17 protein-coding genes are annotated in these 16,908 nt (G+C 72.9%); 8 read left to right on the forward strand and 9 right to left on the reverse strand.

Annotation, left to right across the window (positions count from 1 at the left end; translation table 11 throughout):
* The first annotated feature begins 108 nt into the window (after positions 1-108).
* The 4 genes from ACIRS4_RS11130 to ACIRS4_RS11145 all read left to right on the forward strand — a co-directional run bounded on the left by ACIRS4_RS11130 (position 109) and on the right by ACIRS4_RS11145 (position 7,059).
* A complete protein-coding gene (locus ACIRS4_RS11130; RefSeq protein WP_404193243.1) occupies positions 109-1,014 on the forward strand; it encodes a S1 family peptidase in 906 nt (301 codons plus the stop codon).
* 256 nt (positions 1,015-1,270) lie between these two features.
* Positions 1,271-2,353, forward strand: coding sequence for a S1 family peptidase (locus ACIRS4_RS11135; protein WP_404193246.1), 1,083 nt, complete (start codon positions 1,271-1,273; stop codon positions 2,351-2,353).
* 192 nt (positions 2,354-2,545) lie between these two features.
* Positions 2,546-6,094: a DNA polymerase III subunit alpha gene (locus tag ACIRS4_RS11140; RefSeq protein ID WP_404193248.1), complete on the forward strand. Its 3,549-nt coding sequence runs from the start codon at positions 2,546-2,548 to the stop codon at positions 6,092-6,094.
* Positions 6,091-7,059 (forward strand): DNA polymerase thumb domain-containing protein, encoded by a 969-nt coding sequence (locus ACIRS4_RS11145; RefSeq protein ID WP_404193251.1) that lies wholly within the window; start codon positions 6,091-6,093, stop codon positions 7,057-7,059. Before ACIRS4_RS11140 ends, ACIRS4_RS11145 begins: the two co-directional genes overlap by 4 nt.
* Before the next feature lie 24 nt (positions 7,060-7,083).
* On the opposite strand, the gene ACIRS4_RS11150 is transcribed toward ACIRS4_RS11145, so the two are convergent.
* Positions 7,084-7,458, reverse strand: coding sequence for a cupin domain-containing protein (locus tag ACIRS4_RS11150; protein WP_404193254.1), 375 nt, complete (start codon positions 7,456-7,458; stop codon positions 7,084-7,086).
* Positions 7,459-7,562: 104 nt separating this feature from the next.
* On the opposite strand from ACIRS4_RS11150, the gene ACIRS4_RS11155 reads away from it, so the two are divergent.
* Positions 7,563-8,006: a MarR family winged helix-turn-helix transcriptional regulator gene (locus ACIRS4_RS11155; protein WP_404193256.1), complete on the forward strand. Its 444-nt coding sequence runs from the start codon at positions 7,563-7,565 to the stop codon at positions 8,004-8,006.
* A gap of 170 nt (positions 8,007-8,176) precedes the next feature.
* Positions 8,177-9,061 (forward strand): esterase/lipase family protein, encoded by an 885-nt coding sequence (locus ACIRS4_RS11160; protein WP_404193259.1) that lies wholly within the window; start codon positions 8,177-8,179, stop codon positions 9,059-9,061.
* Positions 9,062-9,295: 234 nt separating this feature from the next.
* Here ACIRS4_RS11160 and ACIRS4_RS11165 read toward each other — a convergent pair whose 3' ends face one another.
* The gene (locus ACIRS4_RS11165; RefSeq protein ID WP_130444047.1) at positions 9,296-9,430 is read right to left on the reverse strand and encodes a hypothetical protein; all 135 of its coding nucleotides are present in this window, start codon (positions 9,428-9,430) and stop codon (positions 9,296-9,298) included.
* A gap of 140 nt (positions 9,431-9,570) precedes the next feature.
* On the opposite strand from ACIRS4_RS11165, the gene ACIRS4_RS11170 reads away from it, so the two are divergent.
* On the forward strand, positions 9,571-10,188 hold the full coding sequence (locus ACIRS4_RS11170; protein ID WP_404193262.1) for a class I SAM-dependent methyltransferase: 618 nt from the start codon (positions 9,571-9,573) through the stop codon (positions 10,186-10,188).
* 88 nt (positions 10,189-10,276) lie between these two features.
* Here the strand turns inward: ACIRS4_RS11170 and ACIRS4_RS11175 are convergent, their stop codons facing one another.
* Both ACIRS4_RS11175 and ACIRS4_RS11180 read right to left on the reverse strand, forming a co-directional pair.
* Entirely contained in the window at positions 10,277-10,789 is a 513-nt protein-coding gene (locus ACIRS4_RS11175) for a DUF402 domain-containing protein (protein WP_404193265.1), read from the reverse strand.
* Positions 10,770-11,699 carry a GNAT family N-acetyltransferase gene (locus tag ACIRS4_RS11180; RefSeq protein WP_404193268.1) on the reverse strand — a complete coding sequence of 310 codons (930 nt, stop codon included), beginning with the start codon at positions 11,697-11,699 and terminating at the stop codon, positions 10,770-10,772. Before ACIRS4_RS11180 ends, ACIRS4_RS11175 begins: the two co-directional genes overlap by 20 nt.
* Positions 11,700-11,769: 70 nt before the next feature.
* Between ACIRS4_RS11180 and ACIRS4_RS11185 the strand changes: the two genes are divergently transcribed.
* Positions 11,770-12,138 carry a GntR family transcriptional regulator gene (locus ACIRS4_RS11185; protein WP_404193271.1) on the forward strand — a complete coding sequence of 123 codons (369 nt, stop codon included), beginning with the start codon at positions 11,770-11,772 and terminating at the stop codon, positions 12,136-12,138.
* 10 nt (positions 12,139-12,148) lie between these two features.
* On the opposite strand, the gene ACIRS4_RS11190 is transcribed toward ACIRS4_RS11185, so the two are convergent.
* From ACIRS4_RS11190 to ACIRS4_RS11210, 5 genes are all read right to left on the reverse strand, one after another.
* Positions 12,149-12,925: a DUF72 domain-containing protein gene (locus tag ACIRS4_RS11190; protein WP_404193274.1), complete on the reverse strand. Its 777-nt coding sequence runs from the start codon at positions 12,923-12,925 to the stop codon at positions 12,149-12,151.
* A gap of 34 nt (positions 12,926-12,959) precedes the next feature.
* Positions 12,960-14,054 (reverse strand): DUF5925 domain-containing protein, encoded by a 1,095-nt coding sequence (locus ACIRS4_RS11195; RefSeq protein ID WP_351097580.1) that lies wholly within the window; start codon positions 14,052-14,054, stop codon positions 12,960-12,962.
* An 81-nt stretch (positions 14,055-14,135) separates the two neighbouring features.
* Positions 14,136-14,936, reverse strand: coding sequence for a polysaccharide deacetylase family protein (locus ACIRS4_RS11200; protein WP_404193277.1), 801 nt, complete (start codon positions 14,934-14,936; stop codon positions 14,136-14,138).
* Positions 14,933-15,943 (reverse strand): glycosyltransferase family 2 protein, encoded by a 1,011-nt coding sequence (locus tag ACIRS4_RS11205; RefSeq protein WP_404193280.1) that lies wholly within the window; start codon positions 15,941-15,943, stop codon positions 14,933-14,935. Before ACIRS4_RS11205 ends, ACIRS4_RS11200 begins: the two co-directional genes overlap by 4 nt.
* Positions 15,940-16,785 carry a glycosyltransferase family 2 protein gene (locus ACIRS4_RS11210; protein WP_404193282.1) on the reverse strand — a complete coding sequence of 282 codons (846 nt, stop codon included), beginning with the start codon at positions 16,783-16,785 and terminating at the stop codon, positions 15,940-15,942. Before ACIRS4_RS11210 ends, ACIRS4_RS11205 begins: the two co-directional genes overlap by 4 nt.
* Positions 16,786-16,908: the final 123 nt, after the last annotated feature.

Genomic DNA, 16,908 nt, shown 5'->3' on the forward strand with positions numbered 1-16,908 from the left:
TCAGGGGCATTATCTGTCCGGATTGCGGACGTACGAGCGCCCTTTGACTGCGCCTCACGGGCCCCGACCCCACGCGGGCCCCCGACTTCCCCTGGGAGGGAACGAAACGTGAGGATCAAGCGCACCACCCCCACCAGCGGCATCACCAGACGGACCCGGCTGACCGCCGTCGCCACCGGGTTCGTGGCCGCGGCCGCCATCGCGATCCCCCACGCGAACGCGGCGGACGTCACCACCTTCAGTGCCGCCGAACTCGGCAGCGTCAGCGGCGCGGTACTCAAGGCCGACGTCCCGGGCACCGCATGGACCGTGGACAGCAAGACCAACCGTGTCGTCGTCACGGCCGACAGCACGGTGTCCCAGGCCGAGATAGCGAAGATCAAGAAGCAGGCCGGCGCCGACGCCGACGCGCTGACGATCAAGCGCACCGAAGGCCGGTTCCAGAAGTACATCGAGGGCGGCGACGCCATCTACACGAGTAGCTGGCGCTGCTCCCTCGGCTTCAACGTCCGTGACAGCGCGGGCAACTACTACTTCCTGACCGCCGGTCACTGCACCGACGGCGCGGGCACGTGGTACTCCAACTCCGGCCGCAGCACGGTGCTCGGTCCGACGACGGGCTCCAGCTTCCCGACGAACGACTACGGCATCGTCCGGTACTCCAACACCTCGATCGCCAAGGCGGGCACCGCCGGCGGCGTCGACATCACCCGCGCGGCCAACCCGACCGTGGGCACCACCGTCTACCGTGACGGCTCGACCACCGGCACCCACAGCGGACGCGTCACCGCGCTCAACGCGACCGTCAACTACGGCGGCGGCGACGTCGTCTACGGGATGATCCAGACCAACGTCTGCGCCGAGCCCGGCGACTCCGGCGGCTCGCTCTACGGCAGCAACGGCGTGGCCTACGGTCTGACCTCCGGCGGCAGCGGCAACTGCACCTCGGGCGGCACGACGTTCTTCCAGCCCGTGGTGGAGGCCCTGAACGCCTACGGCGTCAGCGTCTTCTAGACCGGCCGGCGGGCAGCGGCCCGCACGGCCACAGGCGGCAGGTGAGCCCCCGTACGCGAACGCGTGCGGGGGCTCGGCCTTGTGTGACCGGGGAGTGAAGGCGCCGAGGGCGCGCTGTGCTCACCGTGTGCGCGTCCGCCGGTCGACCTTGTGTGCCCCCTGTGCGGTTCGGAAGAGTGGGCGGCCGTCACCCCACCTTCCGGCCCGCGGCGGCCCCTGCCGCCGCGCGGGCCGACCCCCCACAGGAGGACGTGAGTTGAAGCACCGACGGATAGCCAGGCGACGGGCCGTCATGGCGGGAGCGGGCGTGGCCGCGCTCGTCGCCGCGGGAGTCACCTTCCAGACCGCGAACGCGAGCGAGACCCCGCAGACTCCGCAGCCCCGGCTCCTGACGGCCCTGGCCGCCGGGAAGCTCGCCTCGACCCTGGGCCAGGACCTCGGCGCCGACGCGGCGGGCACCTACTACGACGCCAGGACCAAGAGTCTCGTGGTGAACGTGCTCGACGAGAGTGCCGCGGACGCCGTCGAGGCGGCCGGCGCCAAGGCGAGACTGGTGGAGAACTCCCTCGCCGAGCTCAGCAGCGCCCGGACGACGCTCGCGAGGGACGCGGCCGTCCCCGGCACCGCCTGGGTCACCGACCCGACCGCCAACAAGGTCGTCGTCACCGCCGACCGCACGGTCTCCGGCGCCGAGTGGGCCAAGCTCACCAAGGTCGCCGAGAGCCTCGGCGCCACGGTGGAGCTCCAGCGCACCAAGGGGGAGTACAAGCCCTTCATCGCGGGCGGCGACGCCATCACCGGCGGCGGCGGACGCTGCTCGCTCGGCTTCAACGTGGTCAAGGGCGGCGAGCCCTACTTCCTGACCGCGGGGCACTGCACCGAGTCCATCACCGCCTGGTCGGACTCCTCCGGCAAGCGGATCGGCGCCAACGAGACCTCCAGCTTCCCCGGCGACGACTACGGCCTGGTCAAGTACACCGCCGACGTCGCCCACCCGAGCGAGGTGAACCTCTACGACGGCTCCACGCAGAAGATCACCGGCGCCGCCGAGGCCACCGTGGGCATGCAGGTCACCCGCAGCGGCTCGACCACCCAGGTGCACTCCGGCAAGGTCACCGGCCTGGACGCCACCGTGAACTACGGCAACGGCGACGTCGTCAGCGGCCTCATCCAGACCGACGTCTGCGCCGAGCCCGGCGACAGCGGCGGCTCCCTCTTCTCGGGGAGCAGCGCGATCGGGCTCACCTCCGGCGGCAGCGGCGACTGCACCGCCGGCGGGGAGACGTTCTTCCAGCCGGTGACCGAGGCGCTCTCGGCGACGGGCGCGCAGATCGGCTGACCCTCCCGGCGCACCGAGGTCCCGCCCCCCGTACGCGAGGGGCGGGACCTCGGTGCGTTTGCGGCTGTTCGGTGTGTTTTCGCAGGTGGGAGACGCTCGAACGGTAGTCGTACAGATGTTCGGGAATTGGTCTATGGTGGGAGTGAGGGATTAGGGAACTGATGTTCGAGAGCGGGATCGCGGGAGGTGCGTGTGCCAGGTTTCACGCATCTGCACACCGTCTCCGGGTTCTCCCTGCGGTACGGGGCCTCGCACCCGGAGCGGCTGGCCGAGCGCGCCGGTGAGCGGGACATGGACGCCCTCGCCCTCACCGACCGCGACACCGTCGCCGGCGCGGTCCGCTTCGCCAAGGCCTGCGCCAGGGCCGGGGTGCGCCCGCTGTTCGGGGCGGACCTCGCGGTGGCCGCACCGGCCCGTCAGGAGAGCGACGTACGGCGGGAGAGGCGCCGCGCCCCCGTGCGCGGCGGCGCCTTCCTCGACGAGTCGGCCCCCCGCGTCACCTTCCTCGCCCGCGACGGCGCCCGGGGCTGGGCCGACCTGTGCCGGATCGTGACCGCCGCCCACACCGCCGACGGCGTCCCCGTGCTGACCTGGGCGGACAACCGGGGAGACGGCCTGACCGTCCTGCTCGGTCCCGCCTCCGACGTCGGCCGCGCCCTCGCCGCCGGCCGCCCCGACCGCGCGGCCAAGCTCCTCGCCCCCTGGCGGGAGGTCCACGGCGACGCCCTGCGCCTGGAGGCCGTCTGGCACGGCCGCACCGGCACCGGGCCCGGCTCGCTGCGCCTGGCCGCCCGCACCGTCGGCTTCGCCGCCGAACAGCGGATCCGCCCGGTGCTCAGCAACGCCGTCCGCTACGCCGACCCCGGCCAGGGCCCGGTCGCCGACGTCCTGGACGCCGCCCGCCGCCTGGTGCCCATCGACCCGGCCGGGGAACTGGACTCGGGGGAGGCGTGGCTGAAGGGGCCGGACGCCATGCTGCGCACCGCCGAGCGGATCGTGGAGGCCGCCGGCTTCCGCCGCGACACCGCCCACCGCCTGCTGGAGCAGACCCGGGCCACGGCCGCCGAGTGCCTGGTCGACCCCGAGGAGGACCTCGGCATCGGCGCCGTCCACTTCCCCGAGCCGCACCTCGTCGGCGCCGGCCGTCGCACCGCTCAGCGGACCCTGGCCTCCCGGGCGGCGGCGGGGATGGTGCTGCGCGGCTACGACGGACGGCGCGACTACTGGGAGCGGATGCACCACGAACTCGACGTCATCGCCCACCACGGCTTCGCCTCCTACTTCCTCACCGTCGCCCAAGTCGTGGACGACGTGCGGCAGATGGGCATCCGGGTCGCCGCGCGCGGATCGGGCGCCGGCTCGCTCGTCAACCACCTCCTCGGCATCGCGCACGCCGACCCGATCGAGCACGGGCTGCTGATGGAGCGGTTCCTGTCCAAGGAACGGGTCGTGCTGCCCGACATCGACGTCGACGTGGAGTCCGCGCGCCGGCTGGAGGTCTACCGCGCGATCATCGGCCGGTTCGGCGCCGAGCGCGTCGCGACGGTCGCGATGCCGGAGACGTACCGGGTCCGGCACGCGATCCGGGACGTCGGCGCCGCCCTGTCCATGGACCCCGCCGACATCGACCGCGTCGCCAAGTCCTTCCCGCACATCCGCGCGCGCGATGCCCGCGCGGCGCTGGAGGAACTGCCCGAACTCAGGGCGCTCGCCGGGGAACGCGAGAAGTACGGGAGGCTGTGGGAACTGGTCGAGTCGCTCGACGCCCTCCCGCGCGGCGTCGCCATGCACCCCTGCGGCGTGCTCCTCTCCGACGCCTCCCTGCTCTCCCGTACGCCGGTCGTGCCGACCAGCGGCGAGGGGTTCCCCATGTCCCAGTTCGACAAGGAGGACGTCGAGGACCTCGGGCTGCTCAAACTCGACGTGCTCGGCGTGCGGATGCAGTCGGCGATGGCCCACGCGGTCGCCGAGGTGGCGCGGGCGACGGGAGAGCGGATCGACCTGGACGCGCTCGCGGAGGGGGATCCGGAGACCTACCGGCTCATCCGGTCCACCGAGACGCTCGGCTGCTTCCAGATCGAGTCGCCGGGACAGCGGGACCTGGTCGGGCGGCTCCAGCCGGCGACCTTCCACGACCTGGTCGTCGACATCTCGCTGTTCCGGCCCGGCCCGGTCGCCGCCGACATGGTGCGGCCGTTCATCGAGGCCCGGCACGGGCGCGCCCCGGTGCGCTACCCGCACCCTGACCTGGAGGAGGCGCTGAAGGGCACCTACGGGGTCGTCGTCTTCCACGAGCAGGTCATCGACATCGTCGCCGTCATGACCGGCTGCGGACGCGGTGAGGCGGACCGGGTGCGGCGCGGGCTGTCGGAGCCGGAGTCGCAGGGGCGGATCAAGGTGTGGTTCGCCCAGCGGGCGGCGGCGAAGGGCTACGACGCGGAAACGATTCAGCGCACCTGGGAGATCGTCGAGGCCTTCGGTTCGTACGGCTTCTGCAAGGCGCACGCCGTCGCCTTCGCCGTGCCGACGTATCAGTCGGCATGGCTGAAGGCGCATCACCCGGCCGCCTTCTACGCGGGGCTGCTCACCCATGACCCCGGGATGTACCCCAAGCGGCTGCTGCTGGCGGACGCGCGGCGGCGGGGGGTGCCGGTCCTGCCGTTGGACGTGAACCGGTCGGGGGTCGCCCATCGAGTCGAACTGGTGTCTGAATCCGGGTCTGCTGAACCTTCCGGACCCTCTGCCTCCACCGGTGCATGGGGGCTTCGGCTCGCCCTCTTCGACGTGCACGGCATCAGCGAGGCCGAGGCACGGCGGATCGCGGACGGGCAGCCCTACGCCTCGCTGCTCGACTTCTGGGAGCGGGCCCGGCCGAGCCGGCCGCTCGCCCAACGCCTCGCCCAGGTGGGCGCGTTGGACGACTTCGGGGCCAACCGCCGTGATCTGCAACTGCATCTGGCCGAGCTGCACCGGGGCTCCCGGGGCGGAGGCGGCGGCCAACTCCCTCTGGCGGGCGGGCGGAAGACCGCTCCGGCCGGGCTGCCCGACCTCACTTCGGCGGAACGGCTCAGCGCCGAACTGGGCGTGCTGTCCATGGACGCCTCGCGCAACCTGATGGACGACCACCGGGAGTTCCTGCGCGAACTGGGCGTGGTGTCGGCGCGACGGCTGCGTGAGACGCGGCACGGGGAGACGGTGCTGGTGGCGGGTGCCAAGGCGGCCACCCAGACCCCGCCGATCCGCTCCGGCAAGCGGGTCATCTTCAGCACCCTGGACGACGGCAGCGGCCTGGTCGACCTCGCCTTCTTCGACGACTCCCACGACGCCTGCGCCCACACCGTCTTCCACTCCTGGCTGCTGCTGGTGCGCGGGACGGTACAGCGGCGCGGCCCGCGCAGCCTCAGCGTGGTGGGCGCCGCCGCCTGGAACCTGGCCGAACTGCTGGAGGTGCGGCGCGAGGAGGGACTCGAAGGGGTCGCGTCCCGGCTCGCGGAAGCTCCCGGCCCCGCGCCCGAAGCCGATGCCGATGCCGATGCCGACGGTCCGGCGCGCAAGCGGCTCGCCGGTTCGGACGGGCTGCCCGCACCGGCCGGTTCCGCGGCCCAGGACGCGATGGAACGGCGGCGCATCCGCCTGCCCACGGGGTACGAGATGCACCCCTGGGCGGATCTGCGCCCCGCGGGCGAAGGGCCCGCGGTGGGAAGGAAGTTGTGGCACCAGAGCCCGGGGAGTGCGGGATGACCATCCTCTGCGTACGTTTCCAGCTGCCGTCGGCGCACGAGGCGGCGTTTCCCGAACTGCTCGGTCTGCTGGAGGAGTTCACGCCCGTCGTCGAGGCGCTGCCGCCGGACGGGGCGCTGGCCGATCTGCGGGGCGCCGAGCGCTACTTCGGGCGCGGCGCGGTCGAACTGGCCTCGGTGATCCGGGTCCGCGCCCTCGCGCTGTACGGCGTCGACTGTGTGATCGGCGCCGGGCCGGGCCCGATGCTGGCCCGTGTGGCGCAGCGAGCCGCCCGACCCGGCGTGACCTGCGCGGTCTCCGCCGGCGAGGCCCGTGACTTCCTGGCCGGGAAGCCCGTCGCCGTCCTGCCCGGCGTCGGCGCCGCCACCGCCCGCACCCTGTGCGAGTACGGTCTCGACACCCTCGGCCGGGTCGCCGCCGCGCCCCTGTCCACGCTCCAGCGCCTGGTCGGCGCGAAGGCCGGCCGGGAGCTGCACGAGAAGGCGAACGGCGTCGACCGCGGCCGGGTCGTCCCGAACGCGGTCTCCTCCTCATTGGCCGCCGAACGGCGCTTCCCGCGAGACGAGTTGGACCCGGTCCGGCATCGCAGGGCGCTTCTGTCGGCCGGCGAGGAACTGGGCGCCCGGTTGCGCGCCGTGGAGAAGGTCTGCCGCGCCCTGACCCTCACCGTCCGCTACGCCGACCGGTCGTCCACCACCCGCGTCCGCACCCTGGGGGAGCCGACCGCGCACTCGGCGGACCTGACGCGCACGGCGTACTCCCTGTACGAGGCGCTCGGTCTGCAGCGTGCCCGGGTCCGCGCGATCGCCCTGCGCGCCGAGGGCCTCGGGCCCGCCGACCGGGCCTCCCACCAGCTCACCTTCGACCCCGTCGACGAGAAGGCCCGCCGTATCGAGGAGGTCGCCGACCGCGCGCGGGCGAAGTTCGGCCCGAGAGCGGTGATGCCCGGCGGCCTGGCGGCCTGAGCGCAACTCCGCCCACCGTACGGCTCAGTTGGCCCACGGAGGCACGATCCGGCTGCCGTCGGCCAGCACCGCCTCCAGGCCGAGGCTGGTGGTGACCCAGGTGAGCGCGGTGTGACCCGTCGGGTTCTCCACCTTCAGAGTGGAGCCGGCGTTGACGATCAGCGTGTCGCCCGCCGTGATCCGCTCGGTGCGCCCGTCGAGAGTGACGTCCAGCTCTCCGACGAGGAGATGGAGGACCTCCTCCCGGCTGACCGTGTGCGCCGGCGCTTTCGTGCCCGGAGGGATCTCGCCCCGCCAGGCGGCGAGTTCCCTGCTGCCGGTGAGCGGGGTGGCGTACGAGACGAAGCGGGCGCCGTGGATCTCGTGGGTGACGGCGTCGGCGGAACGGACGACAGGCATGGACGGCTCCTGGCTCGGCGATGAATGGTCAAGCTGCTTGACCACTTGACGGAACTTATGGTCAAGCAGGTTGACCAAATCGTCAAGGGTGTTTCAATGCGGACGTGCAGAACTCCGACGCCCTCGCCCTGACCGCCACCCTGCTCGCCGCCGCCGGCGACCTGACGCGACGCATCGACGAGGGGGTGCGGGCTCGAGGGTTCGATGTGCGGCCCGCCCACGGCTTCGCCTTCGCCCGGCTCGCCCCGGACGGGGCGACGGTCACCGAGTTGGCCGCGCATCTGGGCGTCACCAAGCAGGCGGCGAGCCAGCTCGTCGACGAGTTGGTGCGCAAGGGGTACGTCGAGCGGGGGCCGCATCCCGCTGACGCGCGTGCCCGGCTGGTCGTCCTGACCGAGCGGGGCTGGGCGTGCACCAGGGCGGCGGAGGAGGTCGCGGTGGGGGTGGTGCGGCGGTGGGGCGATGTGCTCGGGGAAGGTGAAATGAGCGTGTTGCGTGACTGTTTGGGGCGTATCGCCCCCTACGGTCCGATCAGGCCCGCCTGGTGACGGAACGTCAGGGGTAGCACATGCGCCGACTGTCGCCGGAAGTTTTTACCGACGCGTAACTTCTCACTTCACCTACTCGCCCGTAACTTGACAAGTGAACAGCATCCTCGTGATCCGGATCACAGGCGTAAGGCCGTCGAACCTCCCTTGAGCCGCAAGGAGATCACGCGATGCTGCCCTGGAAGCGCCTGGCCAGACCCCTGGCCACCCTGCTGCTGGCCACCGCGGCCCTCACCGTCACCGCCTCCGCCCCCGCCTCGGCCGAGCCGTCGTCCGCCGCCACCTCCGCGTCGTCGCGGGGCGGCTGGAACGACTACGACTGCGAGCCCTCCGCCGCCCACCCCCGCCCCGTCGTCCTGGTCCACGGCACCTTCGCCAACTCCGTCGACAACTGGCTCTCCCTCGCGCCGTACCTCACACACCGGGGCTACTGCGTCTTCTCCCTCGACTACGGCCAACTGCCCGGCGTCCCCTTCTTCCACGCCCTCGGCCCCATCGACGAGTCCGCCGGGCAGCTCTCCGCCTACGTCGACCGGGTGCTCGCCGCGACCGGCGCCGCCGAGGCCGACATCGTCGGCCACTCCCAGGGCGGCATGATGCCCCGCTACTACCTCAAGTTCCTCGGCGGGGCCGCCAAGGTGAACGCCCTCGTCGGCATCGCACCCAACAACCACGGCACCACCCTGGCCGGGCTCACCCACCTGCTGCCGTACTTCCCCGGCGCCGAGGACCTCCTCACCGCCGCCACCCCCGCCCTCGCCCAGCAGATCGCAGGCTCCGACTTCATGGCGAAGCTCAACGCCGGCGGCGACACCGTCCCCGGCGTCCGCTACACGGTCATCGCCACCCGGTACGACGAGGTCGTCACGCCGTACCGGACGCAATTCCTGAGCGGCGCGAACGTCAGCAACGTCCTCGTCCAGGACCGCTGCGCGCTCGACCTGTCCGAGCACGCGCTGCTCGGGCTGACCGACCGGATCGCCTTCCACGAGGTGGCCAACGCGCTCGACCCCGCGCACGCCACGCCCACGACCTGCGCGTCCGTCCTCAGCTGACGCGCACCGCCGCCCCGCCGGGGCCTGACCGGCCTGAGCCGCCGGTCAGGACCCGGGTGGTGAGGGGTGCCGGTACCAAGAAACCGCGAAAACGCCCGCAGGCGAACGGTTCCGGCGATCTTTAGGACCGCCTTAAGGAACCGCTGAGCCTGGGCTCAGGCAGGAGGCGTCCGGGGTGAAGGAAGGCGAGGGAATCTGGGAATCGGTCGGCGACGGCGCGGGCCGTGGGCGCGGTCAGCCGTCCGGCCACCAGGTGCGGGCGATGTCCTTGCGCACCTCGGGGCGCCCGGCGGGGCGTTCGTCCACCTCTTCGCGGAGCCGGCGGGAGTCCGTCTTCTTCAGGGGCTTCTGCACGGTCGTACGGCGCATGGCTGCCTCCTTCAGAGCTACCGGGTTCCGCGATTTCACGGAGGTAGGCCCTTTTCGCGAGAGTTCCTCATCGCCGCATGTTCTGTCAGTGGCGGCTGTCACACGAGGGCGGTGTCAGTGGCGGCTGTCACTCTTGGCGCATGACGAACCAGAGTGGTGTGAACGCTGCGGAGCGTGTCGACTGGGACGTGGAGGCGGCCCGCTTCGACGACGAGCCGGACCACGGGCTGCGCGACCCCGGAGTCCGGGCCGCCTGGGCGCGCAGGCTGCTGGACTGGCTGCCGGAGCGCCCCGGCGATCTGCTCGACCTCGGCTGCGGCACCGGCAGCCTGTCGCTCCTCGCCGCCGAGCGGGGGCACCACGTCACCGGCGTCGACCTCTCTGAGCAGATGATCGTCCGGGCGCGCGAGAAGCTCGCCGGCCGTGACGCCGTGTTCCTCCTCGGTGACGCGGCGGCGCCCCCGGTCGGGAAGCGGCGCTTCGACGTCGTCCTCGTACGGCACGTGCTGTGGGCACTGCCCGATCCCGCGCGCGCCCTGCGGCACTGGCGTGACCTGCTGAACCCAGGAGGGCGGCTCGTGCTGGTCGAGGGGGTGTGGGGGACGGTGACGCCGGTCGGCATACCGGCGGACCGGCTCACCGGCCTGCTCGCCCCGCTCACCGCCCACGCCCGCGTGGAGCGCCTGTCCGGGGAGGCTGAGCTGTGGGGGAGAGCCGTGGAGGACGAGCGGTACGCGGTGGTCGCCTCCGTGGACTGACGGCGATAGATCCGGCGCACCCGTAAAACCTGGCGACCCGTGAACCTGACGACCCCCGGACCGGCGACGGGGATTTGTCAGACAGGCCCTAGGCCAGCAGCCGTTCGAGGCCGTTCCCGGTCGTGGCGAGGGTCTCCAGGGTGTCCAGGGCCCTCACCGCCTGTGCCGCCGCCTCCGGGTCGCGGTCGGACAGGCCGCTCTCCGCGAACTCGTCCTCGTCCAGCCGGCGCACGTCGGTGCCGTCGGCGGAGCGCCACAGGTCCAGGTCGAGGTCCTCGACCACCAGTTCCGCGCCGCTGAGCGTCGCCGGGCGGGTGATGTCGCAGTACCAGCCCTTGAGGTCGCCGGACGCGGTGCGGACCTCCTTCACCGCGTACCAGCGGTCGCGCCAGTAGTACTCGGTGAAGACGTCACCCGGCTCGAAGCGTACGAAGCCGAAGTCGCGTACGTCCTCGCCCGCCCAGGAGGCGCGCACGACGATCCTGGCGCCGTCGTCGGACAGCAGCTCGGCCGGGTAGCGGATCTTCGTCCGGCCGGCCTTGACGAGGACGACCTCCACGGCGTCCGCCCGGATCGAGCCGTCAGCCGAGTTCGCGGACATGGCGCACCTCCGTCGCGCAGATCTCGTAACCGAACCACTTGTTGATCGTGAGCATCGGCCCGTTGCCGGTGTCGTTCCCGGTGAACGCCTCCCGGTAGCCCGCCGCGCGGGCGCGGTGCAGCGAGACGTTCTTCGCCAGCTTGGCCAGGCCCCGGCCGCGGAAGGCGCGGGCGGTGCCGGTCATGCCGGAGGCGTAGCGGGTGGCGCCGTCGGTGCGGGCCGCCGTGAACGCGGCGGGACGGCCGTCGACCACGGCGACCGTGGTCAGCTCGGCGTCGAGCAGCGGATGCCGCCAGGTCTCCTCCAGCCAGGCCTCGTAGTCGGTGAGCTCGGCGCCCACGTCGCTCGGTTCGTCGGCGGTCGTCTCCGCGTCCAGCGCGAACAGCGGGCGGGGGTCGTCGGCGAAGTCGGCGGCGGTGCGCAGTTCGACGCCGGGCGGCGGAGCCTGGAGCGGCGGCAGCGTCCCGCCCGCCAGATCCAGGCGGAGGAAGTGCGCGGAGCGGCTCGCCCGGTAGCCGTGCCGCTCGGCGAAGGCGAGGTTGCCCGGACCGTCCAGGACCCAGGAGTACACGCTGGTCGTGCCGTGCGCGGCGAGGTGCTCCTCGGCGGCGCGGGCCAGCAGCGAGCCGGCGCCCCGTCGGGTCCGCTCCGGGTGCACATACACGTTGGCGAAGCCCAGGCCGGGCCGCAGGCTCTCATGGGCGACACCGACCTGCGCGGTGCCGACGATCTCGCCGTCCTCCTCCGCGACGAGCTGCCGGTACCGGGCTTCGGGACGGGCGTGGGCCAGGTCGTGGACCACGGAGCGGGCGGTGGACACCATGAACGGCAGCGCGAGCCGCCGCACGCGGACGAAGGCCTCGACCTCCGCGGGCGCCTCGAGGCGCAGATCACGCACGATGACGGTCATGGGCCGCACGCTATGCGGACGCCGTTCGGGCATGCCTCCCATTTTCCCGTCGGTACGGGAGAATCGGCCCGTGACCTTGAAGATCCACATCGTTGAGGGCGCCGCTCCCTATGAGCAGGTGCGGGCGCAGATCGCCGAGCAGGCGCGGTCCGGTGCGCTGCCGGTCGGCCACCGGCTGCCGACCGTGCGGGGGCTCGCCGAGTCGCTGGGGCTGGCGGCGAACACCGTCGCCAAGGCGTACCGGGCCCTGGAGGCGGACGGGGTGATCGAGACCCGGGGCCGCAACGGCACGTTCGTCGCCGCCGCGGATTCGGCGGCGGCGCGTGAACTGGCCGCCGCCGCGCAGGCGTACGCCGAGCGGGCACGCCGGCTGGGGGTCGCACAGGACGAGGCGCTGGCGGCGGTGCGCGACGCCCTGCGGGCGGCCCACGGGGAGTGAGGCGGCGCGCTCAGCGCCCGGCGAGGGACCTCCGGTCGGGGACGCGGGCCGGGCGCAGGCCCGCCCGCTCCGCCGCCCTCGCGAAGGCGACCGCGTCGCGCACCGCCGCACCGCCCGGATCGTTGTTGAAGTAGGCGTACACCTGCGCGTCGGCCGGCCAGGTCGTCGCGACGCGGTCGAGCCACGTCTCCAGGCACCGGCGCCCGTACCGCGGCCAGGGGCGGGCCCGGCCCTGGTGGAAGCGGACGTACCCCCAGTCCGCCGTCCGCCACAGCGGGGCGGCCGGCCGGGCGAGGACGTCGGCCCAGCACAGCGCCGCGCCACGGGAGCGGAGGACATCGCGGACCGCCGGCGTCCACCAGGAGTCGTGCCGGGGCTCGACCGCCACGCGCGTCCCGGACGGGAAGCAGGCCAGGCAGGCGTCCAGCAGCGCCGGGTCGCAACGCAGGTTCGGCGGGAGCTGGAGCAGCACCGGGCCGAGGCGCGCCCCGAGTCCGGCCGCGTGGCTCATCAGACGGTGCACCGGTTCCCCGGGGTCCTTCAGCCGCTTGACGTGGGTGAGATAGCGGCTGGCCTTGACCGCGACCGTGAAGTCCGACGGGACTCGCTCGCCCCAGGACGCGAAGGTCTCCCGCGAGGGCAGCCGGTAGAACGCGTTGTTGATCTCCACGGTGGCGAACCGCGCCGCGTATTCCTCCAGCCAGCGCCGCACGGGCACGTCGGGCGGGTACAGGACGCCCCGCCAGTCCTTGTACTGCCACCCCGACGTGCCTACGAACAGGGTCATAACCCCATCAAATCACCTGGGCCCTGCCGTGGCCCTACAAGTACAGCCCCGCGTCCGCCCCGCCGCGCGGCTCGGGAAGCGACGTCGGGGACGTGCCCCGGCGCAGCGCGTACAGCTCCGCCAGGGTCGCGCCCTCACGGCCGACGCCCTCCTCGGAGCCCAGCCACGCCACCGCCTCCGGGCGGGTCAGCGGACCGACCTCGATCCGGGCCAGGCAGCGGCCGGGGCGGACGACGGCCGGGTGCAGACGCTCCAGGTCCTCGTTGGTGGTGACGCCGACCAGGACGTTGCGTCCCTGGCCGAGCAGACCGTCGGTCAGGTTCAGCAGCCGGGACAGCGCCTGGCCCGCGGTGTGCTTCGCCTCGCCGCGGATCAGTTCGTCGCAGTCCTCCAGCAGGAGCAGCCGCCAGCGGCCCTTGCCGGGGCCGTCCTCCTCGCCGATCGCGATGTCCATCAGATAGCCGACGTCGGAGAACAGCCGCTCGGGGTCGAGCACGCAGTCCACCTGGCACCAGTCCCGCCAGGAACGGGCCAGGGTGCGCAGCGCGGAGGTCTTGCCGGTGCCGGGAGGGCCGTGCAGGAGCAGCAGCCGGCCGGCGATGTCCTGCGGGGTCGTCGTCATCAGACGGTCCATCGCGTCCGCGACCGGGGCGGTGTAGTTGTGCCGCACCTCCTCCCACGTGCCCGCGGAGATCTGACGCGTCGTCCGGTGCGGGCCGCGCCGCGGGGACACGTACCAGAAGCCCATCGTCACGTTCTCCGGCTGCGGCTCGGGCTCGTCGGCCGCGCCGTCCGTGGCCTCGCTGAGCACCCTGGCGGCCAGTTCGGGGCTGGTCGCGGTGACCGTGACGTCGGCGCCCCGGTTCCAGCGGGAGACCAGCAGCGTCCAGCCCTCGCCCTCGGCGAGGGTCGCGCTGCGGTCGTCGTCGCGGGCTACGCGCAGCACGCGCGCGTCCGGCGGGATCAGGTTCGCGCCGGAGCGCACGCGGTCGATGTTCGCCGCGTGCGAGTACGGCTGCTCGCCCGTCGCGAAGCGGCCGAGGAACAGCGCGTCGACGACGTCGGACGGGGAGTCGGAGTCGTCGACGGTGAGCCGGATCGGCAGAGCGTCGTGCGGGTGCGCGGACATGGACGCCATGATCCGGCACACGGGGCCCGTGTGCACCCGGTTTCCGTGCTGCGCGCCGGTGTGTCGGATTCGTCCGGCCGCTCACCCGAGGACGTCCGCCGCCCTGCGTCGAATCCGCCGGGCGCCGCGCACCATCGCGTAGCCCTTGGTGAGCGCGCGGTCCCGGGCGAAGGCGCGGGCGACGGCACGGCCGTCGAGGAGAGTTGCGAACTCCTCGGCGTCCGTGCCGCGCCGTACCGTCACCCGGCGCAGGGCGTAAGGGCCCTGCGCCCGCCGGGCGAGGGAGTTGCCCACCGCGAGCGCCTGGGCGAACCCGTGCTGCCGTACGGCGGTGCGCACCCGGCGGCTGGAGTAGCCGTAGGGGTAGGCGAACGACACCGGCGGCGCGCCCAGCTCGTCGGCGACGATGTCCCGGCAGCGGGTCAGTTCCGTGCGCAGCGCGGTGTCGTCGAGCTGGTCGAGCTGCGGGTGGGTGTGACTGTGCCCGCCGATCTCGACGCCGGCGGCCGCCAGTTCGCGCACCTGCTGCCAGTCCAGCATGGTGTCCAGGCCGGCGCCGGTGTCGTTGTCGCCCCGGAGCCAGCCGGTGGACACGAACAGGGTGGCGGGGAAGCCGTGTTCCGCCAGGGCGGGGAGGACGTGGCGGTGCACGCCCTCGTAGCCGTCGTCGAAGGTGAGGAGCACGGGGCGGTGGGGGAGGGGGCGGGCGGTGCGCCAGCGGGCGGCGAGGTCGGCGGTGGTCATGGGGGTGAGGCCCCGCTCCGCGATCAGGGTGAGCTGCCGCGTGAAGGCCTCCGGCGAGACCGAGAGGGTTCGGGTGGCGTCCGTGGGGTCGGCCGACACCGAGTGGTACATGAGGATCGGTACCCGGGGTTCGGTCATCCGGCGGCCTCCTGTCCGGCGTCGGCGGCCGGGGCGACGGTCCTCGCCGGTTCCGTTCCCGTCAGGGCGCCCGCCGCGTAGCCGGTTGCCGCGGTCAGGGCGCCGGTGATGATGGCCGCGGCCCTGCGGGCGCCGCCGGGGCGGGCGAGGAAGGCGTCTCGCAGGCCCCGGGCCACGCCGGACGGGAGTACGCGGGTGGTGTACCGGCGTTCCGACTCCAGCCCCTTGGCCGCGCCCACGCTGCGGGCGACGAGGGCTTTGGACAGGCCCTCGGCGTAGGCGCGGGCACGGAAGTAGGCGAAGCGCTCGCGGGCCTCGGGCACCTTGTGGTGGATGACCGCGCGGTCGTCCACCAGCAGGATCGCGTCCGGCCGGGCGCGGCTGAGCCGGATGCACAGCTCCGTCTCCTCCCCGCCCAGCGGGCGCCTGTCCCCGTCGCGTCCGATGCCGGTCGCGAAGCCGCCCGCCAGGTCGAACGCCGTACGCCGGAACGAGGCGTTGCCGCCGAGGACGTTGCGCACCCGGGCCCGGCCGGGCGGCAGGCCCCGGTAGGAGCAGCCCACCACCCAGTCGAACTCCTCGGGGAACCAGAGGGGCCGGTGCCCGGAGGCCCACACGGGCAGGGTCAGCCCGCCCACGGCCATCACACGCGGATCGTCGTAGCCGGCGGCGAACCAGCGCAGCCAGTCGCGTTCGGCGACGGCGTCGTCGTCGAGGAAGGCGATGACGTCGCCGCGCGCGGCCGCGATGCCGGTGTTGCGGCCGGCCGACAGGCCGCGCGGGCCGGAGTTGGACAGCACCCGCACCTCGCCGTCCGCCGCGCGGGACCCGGCGTTCGCGAACTCCTCGGTCAGGCGGTCCGTCAGCGCCTGGTTGTGGTCGACGACCAGCACGGTCTCCAGGGCCGGCCGGCTCTGCGCGCGTACCGAGGCGACCGCCGCGAGGATGTCGTCCCAGCGGTCCTCGGTGTACGCGCAGACGACCACGGAGATGCCGGGCCCGCTCAAGAGATCTCTCCCGCGACCGGGTCGAGCACCGAGTCGAGCATGGGCGACCGGTGGCGGCCTCTGCGGCGCAGCGCCCGCCGGTTGGACCGCTCCTGGAGGATCACCCGCAGCACCCGCAGCCCGTCGCGCACGGCCCGCAGGTTGCTGACGCCGTGGATGCGCAGATACTCGTGGCTGGGGATCTCCTGCACTCTCAGTCCCGCCTTGACGACCCGGATGTTCATCAGGGTCTCCACCTCGAAGCCGGTGCAGTCGAGGTCGATCCGGTCCAGGCAGTGCCGCCAGAAGGCGTTGTAGCCGTAGCACAGGTCGGTGTACCGGGCCCCGAACTTGCGGTTGACGACGGCGCACAACGCCCGGTTGCCGAGTCGGCGCACGAAGGTCATGTCGTCGGTGCCGCCGCCGTTGGCGAAGCGGGAGCCCTTGGCGAAGTCCGCGCCCGAGACCAGCGCGCAGACGTAGGAGACGATCTCGTTGCCGTCGGCGGAGCCGTCGGCGTCGACCATCACGATGATGTCGCCGGTGCACGCCTCGAAGCCGGTGATCAGGGCGTCGCCCTTGCCCCGGCCCCGCTGTTCGACGACTCTGACGCCGGGCCACAGGGCGCGGGCGACGGCGACGGTGTCGTCGGTGGAGTTGCCGTCGACCAGGACGACTTCGTGGACCCAGTCGGGCAGGGTCTTGAAGACGTACGGAAGGTTCTCGGCCTCGTTCATCGCTGGGATGACCACGCTCACCGGCGGCGCGATGGCCAGGTGAGAGGAGACGGGCCGGTAGGTGCCGGCGGCGGGCGGGGCCTCGTGATCCTGGCCCGATGTCGCCGGCTGCAGAACGGAACTCATGACTTGAGGTCCCTCTCGTCCGGTGGGCCGCCCTCCCCAGAGCGGCCCGGATTCACGTCCGGTTCGAAAGGGGGGTTGGTTCTCACCCACGGCCGCAGGGCAGGACGGAAGACCTCTCCGCCG

Origin of the sequence: Streptomyces sp. NPDC101166 (genome assembly GCF_044768125.1) — a bacterium.
GTDB lineage: Bacteria > Actinomycetota > Actinomycetes > Streptomycetales > Streptomycetaceae > Streptomyces.

Bases quoted from the DNA above. Each gene is read 5' to 3' on its own strand.
- ACIRS4_RS11170 (WP_404193262.1), top strand. From the start codon at position 9,571: ATGACGAACCAGAGTGGTGTGAACGCTGCGGAGCGTGTCGACTGGGAC.
- ACIRS4_RS11165 (WP_130444047.1), bottom strand. From the start codon at position 9,430: ATGCGCCGTACGACCGTGCAGAAGCCCCTGAAGAAGACGGACTCCCGC.
- ACIRS4_RS11145 (WP_404193251.1), top strand. From the start codon at position 6,091: ATGACCATCCTCTGCGTACGTTTCCAGCTGCCGTCGGCGCACGAGGCG.
- ACIRS4_RS11190 (WP_404193274.1), bottom strand. From the start codon at position 12,925: ATGACCCTGTTCGTAGGCACGTCGGGGTGGCAGTACAAGGACTGGCGG.
- ACIRS4_RS11160 (WP_404193259.1), top strand. From the start codon at position 8,177: ATGCTGCCCTGGAAGCGCCTGGCCAGACCCCTGGCCACCCTGCTGCTG.
- ACIRS4_RS11200 (WP_404193277.1), bottom strand. From the start codon at position 14,936: ATGACCGAACCCCGGGTACCGATCCTCATGTACCACTCGGTGTCGGCC.
- ACIRS4_RS11180 (WP_404193268.1), bottom strand. From the start codon at position 11,699: ATGACCGTCATCGTGCGTGATCTGCGCCTCGAGGCGCCCGCGGAGGTC.
- ACIRS4_RS11150 (WP_404193254.1), bottom strand. From the start codon at position 7,458: ATGCCTGTCGTCCGTTCCGCCGACGCCGTCACCCACGAGATCCACGGC.
- ACIRS4_RS11210 (WP_404193282.1), bottom strand. From the start codon at position 16,785: ATGAGTTCCGTTCTGCAGCCGGCGACATCGGGCCAGGATCACGAGGCC.
- ACIRS4_RS11175 (WP_404193265.1), bottom strand. From the start codon at position 10,789: ATGTCCGCGAACTCGGCTGACGGCTCGATCCGGGCGGACGCCGTGGAG.
- ACIRS4_RS11195 (WP_351097580.1), bottom strand. From the start codon at position 14,054: ATGTCCGCGCACCCGCACGACGCTCTGCCGATCCGGCTCACCGTCGAC.